This is a genomic window from Drouetiella sp. (assembly GCF_059504425.1).
This window is the reverse complement of record NZ_JCACIN010000093.1, coordinates 53,476-74,202: the sequence shown is the minus strand read 5'-3', so window position 1 is coordinate 74,202 and position 20,727 is coordinate 53,476. Positions and strand designations below refer to the sequence as shown.

General features: G+C 48.8%; 11 protein-coding genes. 3 read left to right on the top strand and 8 right to left on the bottom strand.

Features of this window, described 5'->3' with window-relative positions; all coding sequences use genetic code 11:
- Nucleotides 1-17: 17 nt before the first annotated feature.
- Complete coding sequence (bioB, locus tag AC5JMP_RS21995) at nt 18-1,028, bottom strand: biotin synthase BioB (RefSeq protein WP_495853636.1); 1,011 nt, start codon at nt 1,026-1,028, stop codon at nt 18-20.
- Between bioB and AC5JMP_RS21990 the strand changes: the two genes are divergently transcribed.
- The gene (locus AC5JMP_RS21990) at nt 1,009-1,278 is read left to right on the top strand and encodes a hypothetical protein (protein WP_495853635.1); all 270 of its coding nucleotides are present in this window, start codon (nt 1,009-1,011) and stop codon (nt 1,276-1,278) included. The genes bioB and AC5JMP_RS21990 overlap by 20 nt on opposite strands.
- On the opposite strand, the gene bioA is transcribed toward AC5JMP_RS21990, so the two are convergent.
- From bioA to AC5JMP_RS21960, 6 genes are all read right to left on the bottom strand, one after another.
- Nucleotides 1,262-2,548 carry an adenosylmethionine--8-amino-7-oxononanoate transaminase gene (bioA, locus tag AC5JMP_RS21985; RefSeq protein ID WP_495853634.1) on the bottom strand — a complete coding sequence of 429 codons (1,287 nt, stop codon included), beginning with the start codon at nt 2,546-2,548 and terminating at the stop codon, nt 1,262-1,264. The two genes, AC5JMP_RS21990 and bioA, sit on opposite strands and share 17 nt — an antisense overlap.
- Nucleotides 2,538-3,185, bottom strand: a complete 648-nt coding sequence (bioD, locus tag AC5JMP_RS21980; RefSeq protein ID WP_495853633.1) for a dethiobiotin synthase — start codon at nt 3,183-3,185, stop codon at nt 2,538-2,540. The genes bioA and bioD overlap by 11 nt, the downstream gene beginning before the upstream one ends.
- Nucleotides 3,182-3,994 carry a methyltransferase domain-containing protein gene (locus AC5JMP_RS21975; RefSeq protein ID WP_495853632.1) on the bottom strand — a complete coding sequence of 271 codons (813 nt, stop codon included), beginning with the start codon at nt 3,992-3,994 and terminating at the stop codon, nt 3,182-3,184. Before AC5JMP_RS21975 ends, bioD begins: the two co-directional genes overlap by 4 nt.
- Nucleotides 3,975-4,652 (bottom strand): alpha/beta fold hydrolase, encoded by a 678-nt coding sequence (locus AC5JMP_RS21970; RefSeq protein ID WP_495853631.1) that lies wholly within the window; start codon nt 4,650-4,652, stop codon nt 3,975-3,977. The genes AC5JMP_RS21975 and AC5JMP_RS21970 overlap by 20 nt, the downstream gene beginning before the upstream one ends.
- Entirely contained in the window at nt 4,645-5,832 is a 1,188-nt protein-coding gene (bioF, locus tag AC5JMP_RS21965) for an 8-amino-7-oxononanoate synthase (protein ID WP_495853630.1), read from the bottom strand. Before bioF ends, AC5JMP_RS21970 begins: the two co-directional genes overlap by 8 nt.
- A gap of 117 nt (nt 5,833-5,949) precedes the next feature.
- Nucleotides 5,950-6,228 (bottom strand): hypothetical protein, encoded by a 279-nt coding sequence (locus AC5JMP_RS21960; RefSeq protein WP_495853629.1) that lies wholly within the window; start codon nt 6,226-6,228, stop codon nt 5,950-5,952.
- Between the two features lie 367 nt (nt 6,229-6,595).
- On the opposite strand from AC5JMP_RS21960, the gene AC5JMP_RS21955 reads away from it, so the two are divergent.
- Entirely contained in the window at nt 6,596-7,966 is a 1,371-nt protein-coding gene (locus AC5JMP_RS21955) for an FAD-binding oxidoreductase (RefSeq protein WP_495853628.1), read from the top strand.
- 9 nt (nt 7,967-7,975) lie between these two features.
- Here the strand turns inward: AC5JMP_RS21955 and AC5JMP_RS21950 are convergent, their stop codons facing one another.
- Nucleotides 7,976-8,272, bottom strand: a complete 297-nt coding sequence (locus tag AC5JMP_RS21950; protein ID WP_495853627.1) for a hypothetical protein — start codon at nt 8,270-8,272, stop codon at nt 7,976-7,978.
- A 790-nt stretch (nt 8,273-9,062) separates the two neighbouring features.
- Here AC5JMP_RS21950 and AC5JMP_RS21945 point away from each other — a divergent pair.
- Nucleotides 9,063-20,360, top strand: coding sequence for a cadherin-like domain-containing protein (locus tag AC5JMP_RS21945; protein WP_495853626.1), 11,298 nt, complete (start codon nt 9,063-9,065; stop codon nt 20,358-20,360).
- Nucleotides 20,361-20,727 lie beyond the last annotated feature (367 nt).

Here is a 20,727-nt window from a genome sequence, read left to right as displayed (position 1 = left end):
AGATTATCTAAATCAAATTACGGAGCCAAATGGGTACCCTTGCAGGTACTCTCTGGGGGACTCCCGATCGCCCCGATTTCTTCTAGCAGCTGGCGATCGGCATCGCAATCAGGATTTCCGGTGGTCAAAAGCTTATCGCCATAAAAAATTGAGTTTGCTCCCGCCATAAAGCACAAGATCTGAGCCTCGCGGGTGAGGCTACTGCGTCCGGCGCTAAGGCGAACCCTGGCTTTGGGGATGAGAATTCGGGCAGCGGCACACATCCGCACTAAATCTAGTGGATCGATCGGCGGCTGTTCTTGAAGAGGAGTTCCGGCAACCGCGACGAGGGCATTAATGGGGACGCTTTCAGGGTGAGGAGTCAGAGTTGCTAGCACTTGCAGCATTTGCGCCCGATCGCTCAAGGTTTCGCCCAAACCAATGATACCCCCACAGCAAACCGTAATGCCCGCCCGCCGCACACAGTCTAACGTTTGGAGTCGATCGCCATAGGTGCGAGTGGTAATAATCTGATCGTAAAATTCGGGGCTGGTGTCCAGGTTGTGGTTATATGCCGTGAGTCCGGCGGCAGCGAGGCGCTGTGCTTGGGAGTCGTTTAGCATTCCGGCTGTGACGCAGGCCTCCAGACCCAGCGATCGCACCCCGCGCACCATTTCCAGCATATCCTCAAAAGCTTTGCCGTCCCGAATTTCGCGCCATGCCCAGCCCATACAAAAGCGATCGGAACCCGCCTCTTTTGCCCGCTGAGCGGCAGCTAAAACTTCTGGCACAGGCAAAATCGGCTGCTTTTCTACCGTCGTTTCATATTGTGCCGACTGCGGGCAGTAGGCGCAGTTTTCGGAGCAGCCGCCCGTTTTGACACTCAGCAAGGTCGCAAGCTGAATGTCATTTTGCGGGTGGTGGTGGCGGTGAACAGTCTGAGCACGGTAGACCAGCTCAAGCAAGGGTTGCTGAAGGATGTCTAGGATTTCGGCAGTTGTCCAATCGTGACGTTCGAGGCTTGTGGGTATGGAAGATGAATTGAGCATGGGCGATCGCGGTTCTAAAATTTTGCAACATGCTTTGCATCATATCCTGTGCTTTGCATCATACCGTCAGGCGAATTCACTTAGTCACAGTAGATCGCAAAGTCTTCCTATTTTTTCTAAAAGCTGGATTTCAAAGGCGTGGAGCGCCTTTGAAATCCAGCTTTTAGGGTTTTGTGGCGCGCGGAGCGCGCCACAAAACCCTAATTTCGATCTACTGAGTCAAGATGATCGTGTCAAGCGACTGTGCTAAGGTCGTTCAAGATTTCCTCAATGCCCTGATAGACGATCGCCAATTCTTCGTCAGCGATACAGTAGGGTGGCATCAGGTAGAGAACGTTACCTAATGGGCGAAGCAGTAGACCTTTGGCGATCGCTTTTTGTCTGATATCTAGTGAAATAGTGTTGAGGTAGCCAGGTTCATGGGTGGTGACTAGATCCATTGCGGCAATCGTGCCAGCGACACGGATTTTTTCGACTTTAGGATGCGTTTTAAACTTAGCTAGATATTCAGTATGATTTGCTTCCATACCACGAAATATAGGTTCGGACGACTGAGTTAGCTCAAAAGAAGCCAATGCCGCCGCACAGCCTAGGGGATTTGCGGCATAGCTATGTCCGTGATACAAAGTTTTCGCTGGATTGTCGCTGTAGAACGCATCATAAATCTGCTCAGAACAGGCAGTGACTGCCATCGGTAAGAATCCTCCAGTTAATCCCTTAGATAGACAGATGATGTCAGGTTGAATACTTGTCTTAGCGCAGGCAAACCACTCACCCGTGCGTCCAAATCCTGTCATCACCTCATCAAAAATAACCAGTAAATTAAAGCGCTGAGCAATACAGCAGAGGTTTTGTAAGAATTCAGGTCTGCACATTCTCATGCCGCTTGCACCCTGCACAAGCGGCTCTAGGATGAATCCAGCGTAGCGATCGCCATCCTGACTCAACTTTTTCTCCAATGACGCTAAGATCTGCTGCTCTCGTTCGATCGCACTGCGATCGTCAATATAAGTCTCTGGGAACGGCAGATAGTCGACATCGAACAATAGATCGGTGAATGCTTCGGTGAACAGAGATTTACCTGCGGACATTGCCCCAAAGGTGTCGCCATGATAGGCTCCCTCAAACGCCAGGAAGGTCGATCGCTTTTGCCCTAGGTTAATCCAGTATTGATACGCCATTTTTAGCGCGACTTCAACGGCGGTTGAGCCATTGTCTGAGTAAAATACGCGGGTTAGACCTGTGGGAAATTTACTCACCAGCTTTTCGGCAAGCTGCTCTGCCGGATCGTGGGTGAACCCGGCAAAAATCACCTGCTCTAGAGTTTTTGCCTGCTGATAAATCGCCTCAGCAATTTTGGGATGGGCATGTCCATGAAGATTCACCCACCAGCTCGAAATGCAATCCATAATTTGGCGATCGTCTTCCAATTGCAGCCAGATCCCCTGAGCTGATTTTATCTTCAGCGGCTCAGGCGCGGTTTTAGCTTGGGTGTAGGGATACCAAAGATTAGGGTGCATGGCAGAAATCGGCGAACATTTCGTGGAAAGATCTCTTGAGTGTAGCGGGATTAATTTCATTCAGAACATCTAATTCGCCCAATATGGGAACTTTGCCGTAGTGGGCGATCGCCTCTCGGTTAATTTGATTTTTTGCCCCGTTTATAATTACGCCCAAAATAGGAATTTCTGCCTGTCTTAATGCCTGAATTGAAAGTAAAGTATGGTTGATTGTGCCTAACGAACTGCGAGCGACCAAGCACACGGGTAGGCTTAGTTTTTGAATTAGGTTAATCATCAAATCCTGCTGGTTTAGAGGCACTAATAAACCCCCTGCACCTTCGACAATTAAATGCGGTTTCTCATATGTCGTGGGTAGCTGAAAATCAGATAGATTGATTTGAATTTTGGCGATCGCTGCTGATGCGTGGGGAGACAGCGGCTCAGGTAATAGAAAGCGTTCTGGCAAGAAGTGAAAGGAGTCTAGCTGAGTTGCTTTCTGGATATAATGAGTGTCGGTGATAGGTTCCAGTCCAGATTGAATAGGCTTCCAATATGCCGCTCCTAGCCCTAAAGTCAGCATTGCAGAAACAACGGTTTTACCGACATTTGTGTCAGTTCCAGTGACAAAGAACTGTTTGGGAAAGAGTGAATTCACCGCTGTAAAACTCCAAACGCAACGTGAAAATGTATTGTGATAGGTTGAGCAATTTGCTTGGTTTGGCTATCCCAATATTCAATTAATCGCCGCATTTGTGAAAGGGATAGCTGCTTTCCTGTTGAATTAAATCCAGTCCCGATCGCCTTAAGGTTTCTGAAAAAATCAGACGCGCTATTGAACGTCAATCTAATGTTTTCTTCGTAGGTTTGATACTGACTGAACCCTTGGGCGAGAGCCGTCCAAACTGTCTCTGCATCAGGCAAGGGATTAGCCGTAAAAGGTAGATTCAGCTCCGTACAAATTTGTCTCCATTCCGGAAAACTTTGGCAAGTCGGAAATGAGATCAACAAAATGCCTCCCTCCTGAATCTGCGATCGCCAATTTTGCAGAGTTGCGATCGGATCAGCAAACCATTGAATCGTGAAGCCGCTGACGATCATGGCATAGGGAGAAGCAGAAGCGATCGCTTCCCCATCTAGTTGTCGGAATTCAATTAAGTTATGCTGTAGCGTCTGTAAATGAGTCCGACAAAATTGCAGCATTTCTGCCGATAGATCGGTAATTTCCAATGATCGATCGGGAAAACTCTGAACGAGTTCCTGCGTAATAAAACCTGTTCCACAGCCCACTTCAAGGATCTTTCCAGGTGGCAGAATTAACGGCTGAGATAAGTAGCTAAGCAGCTGTTTTGCACAGTCTCTTTGCATCTGTGCTTCACCATGGTAGGCGGCTGCGGCTTGCCCAAAGTGAGAAGCGATCGCTTGTTTTGCCTGAGCTTGTTGAAGATTACGAGAAATAGGCAGCATGAGTAGCGTTTAAGATTGACCAACAGGTGTGAAAATGAGTGAAGGGCAGGGCGTGACCTGAATCAGGAATCTCAATGTATTCAGTATTGTCTCCTAATGACTTCAATAACGTTTTACTTTGACTGGATGAAACAATTTGATCTTGAGTTCCATGAAAGATGATCTTAGGAATTTGCTCTAATTTGGCGAAAGCAATGGAAGAATTGTCTAAGTTCTTCAGATCGCTGACTAACAGCTCTAAATTATAGAACTTATATTCTGCTGTTTCTTCAGGTTGAGGAAGATAGCACTTCGATCGAAAGTTCTGCAACACGAACCGAGGATCTTTCTCTAGCTGATCTAGCATGATCCTGAGAATGGTTTGCGATCGTCGCCTCAACAATTCCTGCCGGGGATGAAATTCGGAAAAACTGCTGAAGATAATTAGCAAGTCTGCCTGCTGTAGATGCGCGATTGGACAAAGATGCAGCCCATAGGAGTGAGCCAGCAGAATTTTTGTCGATTTCCCAAACTTAACTTCAACGGGATTGCAAAAGTAGCCGCGATCGAACGCTTGAAATTGCAAGTTCTGTTGCTCAAATTTCGCTTGCCACGATTGCCAGCAGGTAGAGTCAAAACCCCAGCCATGATAGGCAATCACTTCAGCTTTGTCACTCATGCCACTCACCGATCGCATTAACTAAGCGATTGATTTGCTCTCGCTGATGCTGACTAGAGAGCGCCAGCCGAATCCGTGAGGTTCCTTCAGCCACCGTGGGCGGGCGAATGGCGATCGCTAAAATGCCTTGCTCCTCTAGCCATTGACCGAGCCGCAGCGTTTTCCCTGCATCGCCCACCATCAGCGGCACAATCTGCGAATCTGAACCTGCCGTGTCGTAGCCCAACTGATGCAGCTGAGTTCTCAAATAGTCTGCCAATTGAGTCAGGTATTGACGCTCTGGCTCCAGGGTTGGCATTAGCTCTAATGCGGCGGCGATCGCGCCAATCACAGCAGGCGGCAACGCCGTGGTGTAAATGAAGCCACCACAGCAATTCACAAAATAATCCTTCAGCTTGTGGGAACAGGTGACGAACGCGCCAAATGCTCCAAACGCTTTCCCAAAGGTGCCGACCGCAATATCTGCCCCCTCCTGATGAGCCGCCAAACCCATGCCATCTTGACCTAAAACACCCAGCGCATGAGCGTCATCAAGATACAGAATGGCATTATGTTTCTCTGCCAGGTTGACGAGCGTAGCAACGTCACTGCGATCGCCATCCATACTAAACACAGTTTCGGTGACAATTACCACGCGGCTGTAATCCCCTGCCTGATGCAGCAGCTTTTCCAGATGATTCAAATCATTGTGAGCATAGCGAATAAACCGAGCTTGGCTAGCCAGAATGCCCTGAATCAGGCTGTTGTGAATCAGGCGATCGCACAGCACCAATGACCGCGAATCCAGCAAAGATGCCAACAGCGAAACGTTTGCCTGAAAGCCCGAATTGAACAGCAATGCAGCTTCCCGTCCACAGGCGATCGCCAGTTTCTCCTCTAGCTGCTGATGAATGTCGTAGGTGCCTGTCACCAGCCGCGAAGCCGTCGAACCCGCCCCGTATCGCGCTGTGTAGTCCTGTGCAGCGGCAATTAAGGCGGGATGTTTCGATAATCCCAAATAATCATTAGAGCTAAAATTCAGCAGTTTTTGCCCGTTTTTTAGCACCCGTACCGCATCAAGGGGCGTAATGGACTGGAGCGATCGCCAACGCTGGGTTTGCTGCCGTTCGGCTAGGGCGCGATCGACAAAGGCCAGCTTGTCAGGTGGCAGGTCAGACGGGAGTTGAGAGGGGGACTGCACTGTGGACGGCACGGTATGACAATGACAAACTCATCGCGTGATAAATCATAACAGTTCGAGCGGGCGACTCTTCAGCGAGCAGTGCAATCCAATATCCTGTATCGGCAAAGACGGTTTTCATTCCTCAACTTTGGGCGCACCGTAGAGGTAGTGATCGTGGTTGATGGAACCGTCATGGGGAAGCTTGTCCCATTCTCCCGGTGGGACTTGAGCTTGAATTGCTTCAACTTGTTTCAACAGATCCAGGATGCCATTGGTTTGTGGAACTGAAGCAGCAGATGTTTCTGCTTTCGCCTGCTGCCGTTGCTTGAGGAAAAGGCAAAAATCGAGAATTTCCTCAACTGTTGCATCGGGCGCGTGTTTAAGTTCGTTAAGCAACTGTTCTTTGGTACTCATCTAATTTTGCGCTTCGTGTCTCTACTATGCTCATTGTAGAGCGATCGTTTCAACAGTTTCCAAGGCTGGTATGGAGTTTACTGTAATTGCAGAAGTGGTGAAAGGGATAAGCGAAAGGTGGTGTTGAGTGTTTTGCGGTGTTGATCAGCCCTGATAGCGATCGCATATTCAACTGCAAACGCGATTGTCCCTCGCAGCCCTACCATCGACTGGCAGTATTCCAGTTTCTCGTTGCCACTGCGCTGCCAGTTGCAAAAACGTTTCCTCCAATACCGTGCTGGCATTCCATGAGCCTAAGATGCGGCAGTATACAGATTTTGCCGTAGTGTCATAGTATCTCTTAGCTTAATGGATGGAGATTAGCCAAATGACAGTAGCCGCACTTAACTGGAATGCATTGGATTGGGACAGATTTGCCACAGAGCTAGAGGGCATCGAAGTCATCCGCGATCCGGCTCAGGTCAGCAAACTCTCGAAGGATTACTACACCTACAGCCCCATCCTGGTGCTGCTGTTGAGCGACAAAGTGGGCGACGTGGTCGTGCGTCCGGCAAGCGAAGCAGAAGTGCTGAAGGTGGCGGAACTCTGCGTCCGGCACAAGATTCCTCTGACCGTCCGGGGGGCAGGCACAGGTAACTACGGTCAATGCGTGCCGCTTCAGGGAGGCGTAATTCTCGACATGACCAAAATGCAGGCCGTCAAGTGGATGAAGCCCGGAATCGCCTGCGTCGAGCCAGGGGCAAAGCTATCGGCGATCGACAAACAAACCCGCGAAATCGGCTGGGAAATCCGCATGGCTCCTTCTACCTACCGAACAGCCACGATCGGCGGCTTCATTAGCGGCGGCAGCGGCGGCATTGGCTCGATTACCTATGGACAATTGCGCGATCGCGGCAACCTTAACGCCGTGCGGGTGGTGACGATGGAAGACCAGCCACGCGTGATTGAGCTGCGGGGAGACGAGGTGCAAAAGGTGAACCATGCCTACGGCACCAACGGCATTATTACCGAGCTAGAGATTCCCCTCGGTGCCGCCTACGCCTGGGCAGAAGTGATTGTCACCTTTGCGGATTTCATGACGGCAGCTCGATTTGGGCAAACCCTCAGCGACTCCGACGGCATCATCAAAAAGCTAATCTCTATTCATGCAGCACCGATCGCCAACTATTTTGCTGCCCTCAAGAGCGTCATTCCACCCGACAGCCACTGCGCCCTGCTGATGATTGCCGAATCTAGCCTGGAACCCTTTGGTGAGCTGGTGAAGCAATTCAACGGCACGGTGGTCTACCAAAAGTCGGCACAGGAAGCCAGCAAAGGCACGATGCTGTGCGAGTACACCTGGAACCACACGACCTTGCACGCCCGCAGCGTCGATCCTTCCCTTACCTATCTACAGACCCTATTCCCGCCCGACAAAGACCTGAAGCTGCTGGAGCATATGTATCACCACTATGGCGATGAGGTGATGATGCATCTAGAGTTTCTGCGCGCCAACGGCACTGCCCTGCCTGCTGCCCTGCAAATTGTCCGGTTCAGCACGCCCGATCGCCTCCAGGAGATCATCCAGTACCACGAAGATCAAGGAGCCTTTATCGCCAATCCCCATACCTATGTGTTAGAAGATGGCGGTCGGAAGGCGATCGATCCGATCCAGCTTCAGTTTAAAGAGGCGATTGATCCCTACGGGTTACTCAATCCGGGCAAGATGAAAGCCTGGGATCAGCGAGAGTTGGGATAGCAAGCCTTCTCAGATGACAGCCAGTTCCATCGCATTGAGTATCACGACGATCTTGCTTTGCGCGATCGCTCTTGCACAAAGCAACATAACGATCGCGCAAAACGGCAAGTTGATTGCGCCTCGCCACATGATGATGTTTATTTGTACAACCGTTATCCCACTGAGTAATGCGACAATATAGCCGGATTCAATTTCTTTAGGACATTTTGGGTGGCGCGCGGAGCGCGCCACCCAAAATGTCCCCGCCCTAATCCAGGTGAATGCAGCTATATTTCTGAGGAACGAGCCAATCGTGCCCTGCAACATGACGATGTTTGCTTGTGCAAGGGTGATCGCACCGAGTAACGCGACAATATTTCAGAGGAACGAGCCGATCCTGCTGTGTGACATGACGATGTTTGCTTGCGCAAGGGCGATCGCACTGAGTATCGCACTGAGTATCGCACTAAATAATGCGACGACGGTTTAGAAGAGAGAATAATGAATCGTCAAATTACCGTACTCAGCCGCATTCTAGTCTCTTAGTTTTGTCAGTCACACAGGTGGTTGGAAGAACTTGCTCAACCACCAGCGCTTAATCATCCAACCCTTGATTCACCTCAACTGGCTTAAGCAATGGTTATGGCAACCGCCAAGGCGATTGGGATGGGGAATCAGGGTGGGGCGCGAAGCGCCCCACCCTGAATTTCCTAAGCAAACTGGCGACAGCTACACAAATGTTCCCGATCGCCTCTCTAGAATCTGGATTTGGGCAGCTCACCGACCAGATAAATCAGTTTATTTGCCCCATTATCCATCAGCCCACCCTACAGCGCATCTTTTCATTTCAGTAGGGTGGTTAATGAATGCTATGTGCAAATCACTTCGTTTGTGATGTGTAATTTAAATCTAAGTAGCTACAGATAGAAATTTTGAGAAAGCGGGAATAATGAGCTTTAGCCGAGAATAAGTGCTCACTGTATGCCCATTTGAGTAACTCTTGTTGCTTTTCTCTTCAGTACATTTACTTATCTTTACTGAGATTTATTGATAAGTGCTTCTAGTTAACGACTAGGAACTAATCTGCACTACATATTTTATCGCTGGAGCCTTTTCTATGAACTCTAATTTTTTTACAACTCTGGTTTGTCTTGACTCCAATGTTGACAACTATCAAGACCTAGTTCAAGACTTAACTTCCAGCATCAAAATAATTATCTTTGACGAAACGCAAGATGGTATCACGCAGATTACAGAAGCTTTACGTACTTATCCTTCTATCCTCACCGTTCATATCATTGCTCATGGCTCTCCAGGCTGCCTCTACCTTGGGAATAACTCACTTAGCTTAGAAACGCTTGGACGCTACTCTTCAGCTCTGCAATCCTGGTTCTCCCAGGCTGCTAAATCTGCGATCGCTCATCCTCAGATTCTTCTCTATGGCTGTAATGTTGCGGCTGGCGATGCTGGAGCTGAGTTTCTCTCCAAGCTACACGAATTGACGCAAGCTAGCATTGCTGCTTCCACAACTCTTGTAGGTCATACCGCTTTAGGGAGTAACTGGCAGCTCGATTATCAACTGGGTCAAACTGACGCAAAAAACCCGATCGCACTTGATGTTCTCCAAGCCTATCAGGGAGTTCTGGTAGCTCCAACCATTACTGACACGCTCACTCTAACTCGCTCCACGTCTGAAGAGACGACTTTGACAATATCAGGATTATCAATCGCTGATTCTGATACTCCCACCCAAAGCGTTACCTTGGCTGTCACAAATGGTAAGGTGCTGCTGGCATCTACTACTGGATTAACGGTAACGGGAAATAACTCATCGAGCATTACTCTATCGGGTGCGATCGCCAATGTGAACGCAGCCTTGAATGGCATGACCTACACGCCAAACTTAGACTATGCCAACAGTGAAACATTGGTGTTGACTACCAATGATGGAACGACAACTGTTTCTAAAAATGTGGCGATCGCCGTCACCCCCGTCAACGACGTTCCCATCATGGTTCCCACGGCTGCCAGCATGGCAGAGGGTGGCACGGGTAGTTTTGCAGCAGTCAACTTTGGATTGAGCGATGTTGATAACGTTGCAGCTCAGATTATTATCAAGATTGCAGCTTTGCCCAGCAAAGGCTTTCTTACCTTCAATGGTTCTCGTCTTGTCGTTGGCTCAACTTTCTCCAGTGACCAAATTCCGCAACTGCAATACCATCACGATGGCACGCAAACTACGGCAGTAGGAGGAACTAGCGATAGCTTTCAAGTGACCGTTGATGATGGTGCTGGGGGAACAATTGCCGCAACAAATATTCCTGTTACTATCACGCCTGTCAACCAATTACCTACGGTTGGTGGCACAAATACCTTGTTTGAAGGACAAGCTGATTATCCTGTCACGATTACTATCGGCGATCCGGATCAAACTGCGCCGACTTACGGTATTAAGATTCTTTCCCTACCGCTAGATGGCACTTTAAAGTTGAACGGCACTGCCGTTATCGTCAATCAAAACCTAACCTCGGCTGATCTGGCTAACTTAACCTTTAGCCATGACGGCAACGATGCCAACAACGGTAACCCACCTAACGTTAGTTTTCAGGTGCAGATACTAGACGATGGTGGGGGAACTGGAGTACCGGGTTCAACGACGGCGGCGATCGCGCTTACCATTCGCCCAAACAACGACGATCCGGTATTGGCTCAAAATAACGGACTAACCCTCAATACCCAAACAGAAGGGTTAACTAAAGTCCTCACCAGTGCTGATCTACAAGTCACTGATCCTGATTCGGGGACGCTCCAGTTAACGTTTACGATTAAGCAAGCCCCCGATCCAACCCAGGGCACTATTCAACGCTTTGATGGCACAAACTGGGAAAAATTGGGTGTGGGTACAACCTTCACCCAAGATGATCTCAACAGTAGTCGGGTGCGCTACTCATTTCACAAATCTACCACTGCTGGAGAAACCTTTACCGACAGTTTTCAATTTGAAGTTCGGGACAGCGAAATCACCGAGTATCCCGCTGTACGAGAAGGAGGCATCTGGAAACCAGATGGCTCTGCCCTAGACATAAAAACCTTTAGTATCTCTATCACGACCCCGGCAGCAAGCGGTGGACCTGGTGGAACCGAAACTCTGATTGCTGGCAATGCGCTGCCTACTACAGTCAACAACACGGGTTTCGCAGGTCTACTAGAAGGTGAAACCATTAGCATCACTAACACGATGCTGAAAACCATAGATTCTGATAATTCTGCCAGCGAACTTGTTTATCGCATTGGGCAAGCGCCTACAAGCGGGACAATCAAAGTCAATGGCAACCCCATAGGATTGTACGGCTCCTTTACACAGGATGACATTGACACAGGTAAAGTAACATTTGTCCATGCTGGGGACGAAGACTTTCTAGATAGCTTTAGGTTCACGGTGAGCGATGGAACAAATATTCTCTCACAGCAAACTTTCAGCATTGACATTACTCCCCAAAACGATTCACCGATCGTTGCTATCAATGGCTCTCCTAATACCGTTGAAGCTGGAACAGTCAACATCACCAATGCTCATCTTTCCCTCGCTGATATAGACGGAACAGGAGAAAAGTCAGGTACAGGTTACGCAACTCCCAACGCTCTCACGTTTACTGTTACAGCATTGCCTAGCTTTGGAATACTCCAGGTTGATCAAGGGAGCGGTTACGTCGATGTCACAACTAGCACAATCATCACTAAAGCAGAGTTAGACGGCAATAAGCTTCGCTATGTTCACAACGGAACTGAAAATTTTGCCGATAGCTTTTCAGTGCAAGCTAATGACAATACGATTGAAGCGCCCGCCAATAATCTCAGCACTACTAAAACAGTCAGTATTGAAATTGCCAGTCTCAATGATGCTCCTGTATTCTCTTCTTCCAAGAACTTAGTTGTAGAGGAAGGAGCAACCGGCAGTATTTTAGGTGCAAATGGTGTGGCAGGGGATTCTCCTCGCCTCGTTTATACAGATACAGATAACACAACGATTCAGCGGCAGTACCGTATCAACACTTCAACTGCTAATGGCTCTGTACAATTGAATGGCAAAGCATTAGCGGTCGGCAGCGTCTTCACTCAAGATGACTTGGATAGCAATCGAGTGACCTATAAGCACAATGGGTCTGAAAACTATACCGACAGCTTTGCTTTTGAAGTACGTGATGGTAGTGCTGCTCCTGTTGCTGGCACCTACGGTATCAGCATCACTCCAAAAAACGATCCTCCTACGCTAGTGGTGCCTTCCACTCAAACCTTCTCAACGCTCACACCGCTGACGTTTAATAGTACCAACGGCAATCGCATTGTTATCGATGATCCTGACTTACTAATCGTCGAAAATGGCGAAACTGATGTTATTCAGGTAACTCTGGACTTTCAGGCAACTGGAGTAACCTATGCGGGTAGCACACTTACCTTAGGTTCCACCACAGGGTTGACTATTACTCAAGGAGCGAGTGGTGTAGCTGGGGGCAAGATTACCATCAAAGGCACTAAGTCTGATGTGCAAGCTGCCCTTGATGGATTACAAGCACAAGTTCCTGCTGATGAAGACCGCACGCTTTCTTTGGTAGTTACGGTTGATGATTTATTGAATGGTAATCCTGTAATTGCTGCCACAGGCGAGGTTGTTACTAAAACCATTAATATCAGCGCTTCTAACGTCAATGATGCTCCTACAATCACCAATCCTATATCCGTTAGCGTTAACGAAGATGCTTCATTCAACTTTACTGCTGGTAACACTATTGGCATTACAGATGTTGATTCGTTCACCTCAGCTAACAACACTGTAACCATTAGCGTTACTCAAGGGAAGCTCAGTCTGGCGAGCGTAGGTTTAATCACGGGCGGAGCCAATAATAGTAGCAGCATTACGCTTACTGGTAGTCTGGCGAATATTAACACTGCTCTTGCAGGGCTATCTTACCAAGGTAATGCCAATGTTAATGGGAATGATACGCTTAGCATTAGCTTCAATGACCAAGGGAATGTTGGTACAGGTGGTGCTCTGAGCGCAAACAAAACTGTAGGAATCACGCTAGTTCCTGTCAATGATGCACCGAGTTTGGTAGCTCCCAGCGGCGTTCAGACGATCGCCAGCAACAATGTCTTAACCTTCAATGCTGCCAATAGTAACGCCATTTCTATTGATGACATTATTGACCTTAATCCCACTCTCAACGCCACGGTCGTTGACAATTTTACTGTTACTCTCAATGCAACAAATGGTAGCGTTACTGAAGGCTTGCTGACCGTTGCCTCTGGCTCTGGCGCAACCATCGGCGGCAGTGGTGGCAATATTACCATTTCAGGGACGAAAGCACAGGTTAATGCAGCACTCAACGGACTCACCTATGACCCTGCCGCCTACAATGCAGATGTTTCTCTAAATCTTGCTGTAACGGTTAACGATAATGCAAACGGTGGTCCTGGAGCTTTAACAGCAAGCCAAAATATTACGATTAACGTCAGCGATATCAATAATGCAGCTATCGTAACGACTCCAACTAGCGTCTTGGTGAATGAGGATACGGTATTTCTTTTTAATGGTGCAAATCAAATTGCGGTTGCCGATCCCGATGATTTCGGCAACCCCCTCAAGGTAACGCTGACCGTTGGAAAAGGGACGTTAACTCTGGGGACACTCACTGGACTCACTTTTACCACTGGTGATGGAACAAGTGACCCTACCATGACTTTTCAAGGCAGTGAGTCTGCCATCAATACTGCCCTTCAAAGTCTTTCTTACCTGGGTGGCACTGATTTTAACAGCACGGTTGCTGATACTCTCAGCGTTCAGGTTAATGACTTAGGCAACACTGGATCTGGACCTGTCGGTGGGAACATTGTCGATAGGACAGTTAATATCACGGTTAATCCAATCAATGATGCCCCGACGCGAACGGCTGCCAGTACGACACTGACAACAATTCTGGAAGATTCTGCTCCCGCAGGTGACACGATCGCCAACTTATTTAGCAGCAAATTCCAGGATGTAAAGGACAATCAAACAGCCAATAGTGGTTCTGCGGCAAATACCCTGGCAGGTGTGGCGATAGTAGCCAACGCTGCTACGGTAGCGCAGGGCAGGTGGCAATGGTTTAATGGTTCATCATGGAACAATATCACGGCTGTATCAATCACTTCAGCTTTAGTTCTCTCAGATACGACCCTAGTACGCTTCTTACCTACTGCTGATTTTAATGGCACACCTGGCAGTTTAACGACCCGGTTGATTGACAGCTCATCTGGTGTGGTGACATCAGGTAGTACGGTCAATGTCACCACAAGCGGCGGTGTCACTCAGTATAGTAATGGCAGTAATACAGTAACGCTGGGGACGACAGTTACAGCGGTGAACGATGCACCTGTTGCCTCTGGAAGCGCAGTATTGACGGCGATCGCTGAAGATACTGCTCCTGCAAGTATTCTTGGTGCAACGGTATCCAGTCTCTTTGCCAGCCAGTTCTCTGACTCCAGGGATCTAGTCACTGGAGGGTCTAGTGCCAACATCCTGGCAGGAGTTGCCATTGTGGGTAACGCAGCCACCACTCAGGGAACTTGGGAATATTTCAACGGCAGTATTTGGCAGTCAGTCGGTAATCCTAGCAGTGGCGCGGCTTTAATTATTTCTGGATCAGATAAACTTCGGTTTGTACCCAGCCTCAATTACAACGGAGCTGTTCCAGCTCTTACAGTTAACCTGATTGATAATTCTAGTGGCAATGTGACAACGGGAACCTCTGTTGACCTCAGCGGCGGCGGCGCAACGGGCGGTACAACGGTATACAGCAGCGCGACAGTCCCGTTAACAACCACCATTAGTGCTGTGAATGATGCACCCACTTTAACCAGCTTAGGTGGAGCTGTCTCGTTCACTGAAAATGCTTCTTCTGTGGTTTTAGATGGGGATGCGATCGCCCAAGATATTGAACTGGATGCGATATCGAACTGGAACGGTTCAACCTTAACGCTGCAACGCCAAGGTGGGGCAAGTGTTCAAGACCTATTTAGCGGTACAGGCACGCTAAATCCGCTGACCCAAGGTGGCGCTCTTGTGGTCGGCGGAACCACAATTGGAACGGTGACTACGAACACAAGTGGTTCGTTGATGTTGACGTTCAACAGCAGCGCTACTGGAGCCTTAGTCACAAGTGCGCTGCAACAAATTGCCTATAGAAATAGCAGCGATAATCCCCCGGCTGCAGTGACGATTAATTACACATTGAATGATCAGAATACAGGTGCGCAAGGATCAGGTGGAGCGCTGACTGGTACAGGAACTATCACGGTTAACATTACGGCTATTAATGACCCACCTGTGCTGGATTTGGATGCCAATAATAGCAGCACCGCAACTGGAGCAGACCACAAGGCCAGCTTCACCGAAGGGAGTAGTGCTGTTGCCATCGGTGATGTCGATGTCAGTGTAACGGATCTCGATAACGTCAACATTGTCTCAGCAACTATCACGCTGACCAATCCTGTAGACGGTGTGGCTGATGTCTTAGGCGTTGTCGGAGGGCTACCAAGCGGTATTACAGCGAGTGCTTATAATCCAGCCACAGGCGTGATTACCTTGACGGGTGCAGCAACGCTAGCCGCTTATCAAACGGCGATCGCCCAAATTAAGTACAGTAATACCTCCGACAATCCTACAGCAGTTAATCGTGCCATCACCGTTGTTGTGAATGACGGTGCCGCTAACAGTAATACGGCAACTACTACTATTAGTGTTGTTCCTGTCAACGATCCTCCTGTACTAGATCTCGATGGTAATAACAGTAGTACTGCAACAGGATCAAGCTATAAAACTAGCTTTACTGAAGGGGGTAGTGCTGTTACCATTGGAGATGTTGATGTCAGCGTGACCGATCTCGATAACACCAACATTGCCTCGGCAACCATTACGTTAACTAATCGATTGGATGGTGCAGCTGATGTCTTAAGCGTCTTAGGGGCGCTACCGGGTGGCATTACGGCGAGTGCTTATAATCCAGCTACAGGCATGATCACCTTGACGGGTGCAGCAACGCTAACTGCTTATCAAAGTGCGATCGCCCAAGTCACCTATAGCAATACCTCTGACAATCCTACAGCAACCGATCGTACCATTACCGTTGTCGTTAATGACGGTGCCGCTAACAGCAATGTTGCTACCACAACGATTAGCATCACACCAGTCAATGATCCACCCGTGCTGGATCTGGATGGTAATAACAGCAGCACAGCAACAGGTGCAGACTACAAAACCACCTTTACCGAAGGCGGCAGTGCTATTGCTATTGGCGATGTTGATGTCAGTGTAATGGATTTCGATAACACCAACATTGCCTCGGCAACCATTACCTTAACTAATCGCTTAGATGGTGCGGCTGATGTCTTGAGCGTTTTAGGGGCGCTACCGGGTGGCATTACGGCGAGTGCTTATAATCCAGCCACAGGCGTGATTACCTTGACGGGTGCAGCAACGCTAACCGCTTATCAAAGTGCGATCGCCCAAGTCACCTATAGCAACGCCTCTGACAATCCTACAGCAACCGATCGTACCATTACCGTTGTCGTTAATGACGGTGCCGCTAACAGCAATGTTGCTACCACAACGATTAGCATCACACCAGTCAATGATCCACCCGTGCTGGATCTGGATGGTAATAACAGCAGCACAGCAACAGGTGCAGACTACAAAACCACCTTTACCGAAGGCGGCAGTGCTATTGCTATTGGCGATGTTGATGTCAGTGTAATGGATTTCGATAACACCAACATTGCCTCGGCAACCATTACCTTAACTAATCGCTTAGATGGTGCGGCTGATGTCTTGAGCGTTTTAGGGGCGCTACCGGGTGGCATTACGGCGAGTGCTTATAATCCAGCCACAGGCGTGATTACCTTGACGGGTGCAGCAACGCTAACCGCTTATCAAAGTGCGATCGCCCAAGTCACCTATAGCAACGCCTCTGACAATCCTACAGCAACCGATCGTACCATTACCGTTGTCGTTAATGACGGTGCCGCTAACAGCAATGTTGCTACCACAACGATTAGCATCACACCAGTCAATGATCCACCCGTGCTGGATCTGGATGGTAATAACAGCAGCACAGCAACAGGTGCAGACTACAAAGCCAGCTTCACCGAAGGTGGTAGTGCTATTGCTATTGGTGATGTCGATGTCAGTATAACGGATCTTGATAATGCCAATATTGTCTCAGCAACTGTCAAGCTGACCAATCCTGTAGACGGTGTGGCTGATGTCTTAGGCGTTGTTGGAGGGCTACCAAGCGGTATTACAGCAAGTGCTTATGACTCAACAACAGGCGTGATTACCTTGACGGGGTCTGCTACTTTGGCAGCTTATCAAAGTGCGATCGCCCAAGTCACCTATAGCAATACATCTGACAATCCTACAGCAACCGATCGTACTATCACCGTTGTCGTTAATGATGGGGCTGCCAACAGCAACATTGCTACCACAACGATTAGCATCACACCAGTCAACGATCCGCCCATGCTGGATCTGGATGGTAATAACAGCAGCACAGCAACGGGTGCAGATTACAAAACCACCTTTACCGAAGGCGGCAGTGCTGTTGCCATTGGCGATGTTGATGTCAGTGTAACGGAGCCTGATAACGCCAACATTGTCTCAGCAACTATCACACTGACTAATCGATTAGACGGTGCGGCTGATGTCTTGAGTGTTTTAGGAACATTGCCAAGCGGCATCACGGCGAGTGCTTACGATCCTGCCACAGGTGTAATTACCTTGACGGGTGCAGCAACGCTAGCCGCTTACCAAAGTGCGATCGCCCAAGTTGCCTACAGCAATACCTTGGACAATCCTACAGCAACCGATCGCACCATCACCGTTGTTGTCAATGACGGCACAGCCAACAGCAATGTTGCTACCACAACTGTTAGCATCACACCAGTCAATGATCCTCCCGTATTAGATCTGGATGCTGATAACAGCAGCACAGCAACAGGTGCAGACTATAAGACTAGGCTTACCAGAGGCAGCAGTGGCGTTGCCGTTAGTGATGTTGATGTCAGTGTGACCGATCTCGACAACACCAATATTGCTTCCGCAACCATCACGTTAACTAATCGGTTAGATGGCGCAGCTGATCTCTTGAAGATCGTGGGAACACTGCCAAGCGGCATCACGGCAAGTGCTTATGATCCAGCCACAGGTATCATCCTCCTCACGGGTTCAGCAACGCTAGCAGCTTATCAAACTGCTCTACAAGCGATCGCGTTCCAGAATACTAGCGCTACTCCAAATATCAGCGATCGCATTATCACGGTCAAAGTTAATGATGGGAATGCTGACAGTAACATTGCAACTACAACCGTCACCGTTAATGCTGTTCCCAATGCAGTCAATGACACCATCCCGGTAGAAGAAGATAGCAGCAGCAACGCCCTTAACGTTCTGATAAATGACCTTCAAGGAGATGGTCTCTCTACCATTACTGCGATTTCTGCGCCGAGCAAAGGGACTGCCGCTATTGATACTAAAGGTACATCTGACCCCACTGATGATGTCCTCCGCTATACTCCCAATGCTGATTTCAACGGTAGCGACACCTTTACTTACACGATCACGGATGCTGATGGGGATACCAGTGTTGCTACGATCGCAGTTACCGTTAATCCGGTTGCTGATGCGTTCAACGACACTCTAATCACCGCAGAAATAATACCCCGTAGCCTAAACGTACTGACCAACGATCGCTTCCAACCTGGCGCACAGCTGACAGGGATAACCCAAGGCATTCACGGTAGCGTTCTCTTTAAGCCGGACGGAACGGTTACCTACAATCCAATCAAGGGTTTTGTAGGTAGCGATAGTTTTACCTACACCATAACCACAACAGCAGGTAACACTGAAACTGCAACCGTAAATGTTACTGTAAATCGGGATACAGATGGAGATACGATCGCTGATCTGGATGATCTGGATGATGATAACGACGGCATCTTAGACACGATTGAACAAAACGGTAACCTCAATCGAGATACAGATGGGGACGGTATTATCGATCGCCTTGATCTCGATAGCGACAACGATGCTATCCTCGATATCAAAGAGGCGGGTCACAAGGGACTCGATACCGATGGGGATGGTAGAGTCGATGGTCCCTATGGCAAAAACGGCTTGGCAGACTCAGTGGAAACCGCCGCTGAATCTAATGCTCCCAACTATACACCTTTGAACACAGATGGCGATAGCACTCCTGATTTCCAGGATCTTGATAGCGACAATGACGGTATCTCCGATGTACTTGAGGCAGGGGGTAAAGATCCAGACGGCGATGGCATCATTGGTCAAGGCAAGCCGGTTGATACCAACGGCAATGGTTTAGCAGATACCGTTGATCCTCAGAAGAGCGGAACTCCCGTACCTATACCGGATCAAGATGGTGACGGTCAACCCAACTTCCGCGACCTTGATAGTGATAATGACGGTATTTCTGATCTGGTCGAACAAGGACTGACTCGATTAGACACCAACAGTGACGGCAGAATTGATGGCGCAGATATCGATCGTGATGGATTAATTGACACTCTAGATGGCAACAGCAGCATCTTCGGCAGCGGCACTACACCACTTCCAACTCCTTTAGATAAAGACGGAAATGGCATCCCCGATTTCCTAGAGCCACCTGTAGGAGCAAGAGGTTCTCAAGGTGGAGACAATGTTGTGGGAACCAGCGGTGACGACATCCTCAATGGCTTTAGCGACATTGATGTTCTACGAGGACTAGGAGGCAATGACCTGATCAATGGCGGCAGCAGCCGCGACACCATATACGGTGATGAGGGTAACGATATCCTCAACGGCGGCAGCGACGACGACTATATGGAGGGTGGTATCGGCAACGATCGCTTGAGCGGTGGGACTGGTAACGACACCATGTTTGGCGGTGATGGTGAGGACATCCTTGACGGCGGCGAAGGCAATGATCTCATTAGAGGTAATCGCGGCAAAGACATCATTAATGGAGGAGATGGTAACGATCGCCTTTATGGAGATCAAGACAACGACATCATTCAGGGCAATCGTGGCAAAGATTTGCTGGTAGGCGGCTTTGGCAAAGATACTCTGACGGGAGGGCAAGGACGCGATCGCTTTGCTTACACCTCTGTCAAAGAGTTTGCAGACATCATCACTGACTTTGAAATCGTTAAAGATCGGATCGATGTGAAGCCCATCAGAGGCATCAACTCAATTAAAGATCTAAGGTTTATTCAGCAGGGACATAACACCTCAATCCAGGCTCATGTGGGTAAAGGGTTTCAACCGCTTGCTGTTCTTCAAGATGTTCGTGCAAACACCCTGACCCGACATCACTTCATTTTCTGATGACCTCAGCAGAGACTATTGCAGCCGCCTTTGCGGTGAGGCTGATGAGGTCTTTAGATAGTGCGCTTCCGCACCAAAAATCTCATCAGCCAGATTCTCATCAGCCAGATAGTGATGGCTATACAATCCCCCTGCTAAAGCTACCAATAACTGACTTGATATAGAAACCGCCTTGGCGGTTAGGACCGGGAAATTTATGGTGGGACGCGAAGCGCCCCACCATAAATTTCCTAAGCAAACTGGCGACAGCTATATCTATGAGATGCCTAAGTCATCAGGGAGGAATGTCATTAAATCCGTTGAACCTAGAAAAAGTATTTTTTGGGAACAATAAACATGACTACGACCTGAAACTCAGCTGCCATAT

Coding starts and splice junctions, on each gene's coding strand:
- AC5JMP_RS21990 (WP_495853635.1), top strand. CDS start 1,009: ATGGAAGATGAATTGAGCATGGGCGATCGCGGTTCTAAAATTTTGCAA.
- bioB (WP_495853636.1), bottom strand. CDS start 1,028: ATGCTCAATTCATCTTCCATACCCACAAGCCTCGAACGTCACGATTGG.
- bioA (WP_495853634.1), bottom strand. CDS start 2,548: ATGCACCCTAATCTTTGGTATCCCTACACCCAAGCTAAAACCGCGCCT.
- AC5JMP_RS21975 (WP_495853632.1), bottom strand. CDS start 3,994: ATGCTGCCTATTTCTCGTAATCTTCAACAAGCTCAGGCAAAACAAGCG.
- AC5JMP_RS21970 (WP_495853631.1), bottom strand. CDS start 4,652: ATGAGTGACAAAGCTGAAGTGATTGCCTATCATGGCTGGGGTTTTGAC.
- AC5JMP_RS21960 (WP_495853629.1), bottom strand. CDS start 6,228: ATGAGTACCAAAGAACAGTTGCTTAACGAACTTAAACACGCGCCCGAT.
- AC5JMP_RS21955 (WP_495853628.1), top strand. CDS start 6,596: ATGACAGTAGCCGCACTTAACTGGAATGCATTGGATTGGGACAGATTT.
- AC5JMP_RS21950 (WP_495853627.1), bottom strand. CDS start 8,272: ATGTTGCAGGGCACGATTGGCTCGTTCCTCAGAAATATAGCTGCATTC.
- AC5JMP_RS21945 (WP_495853626.1), top strand. CDS start 9,063: ATGAACTCTAATTTTTTTACAACTCTGGTTTGTCTTGACTCCAATGTT.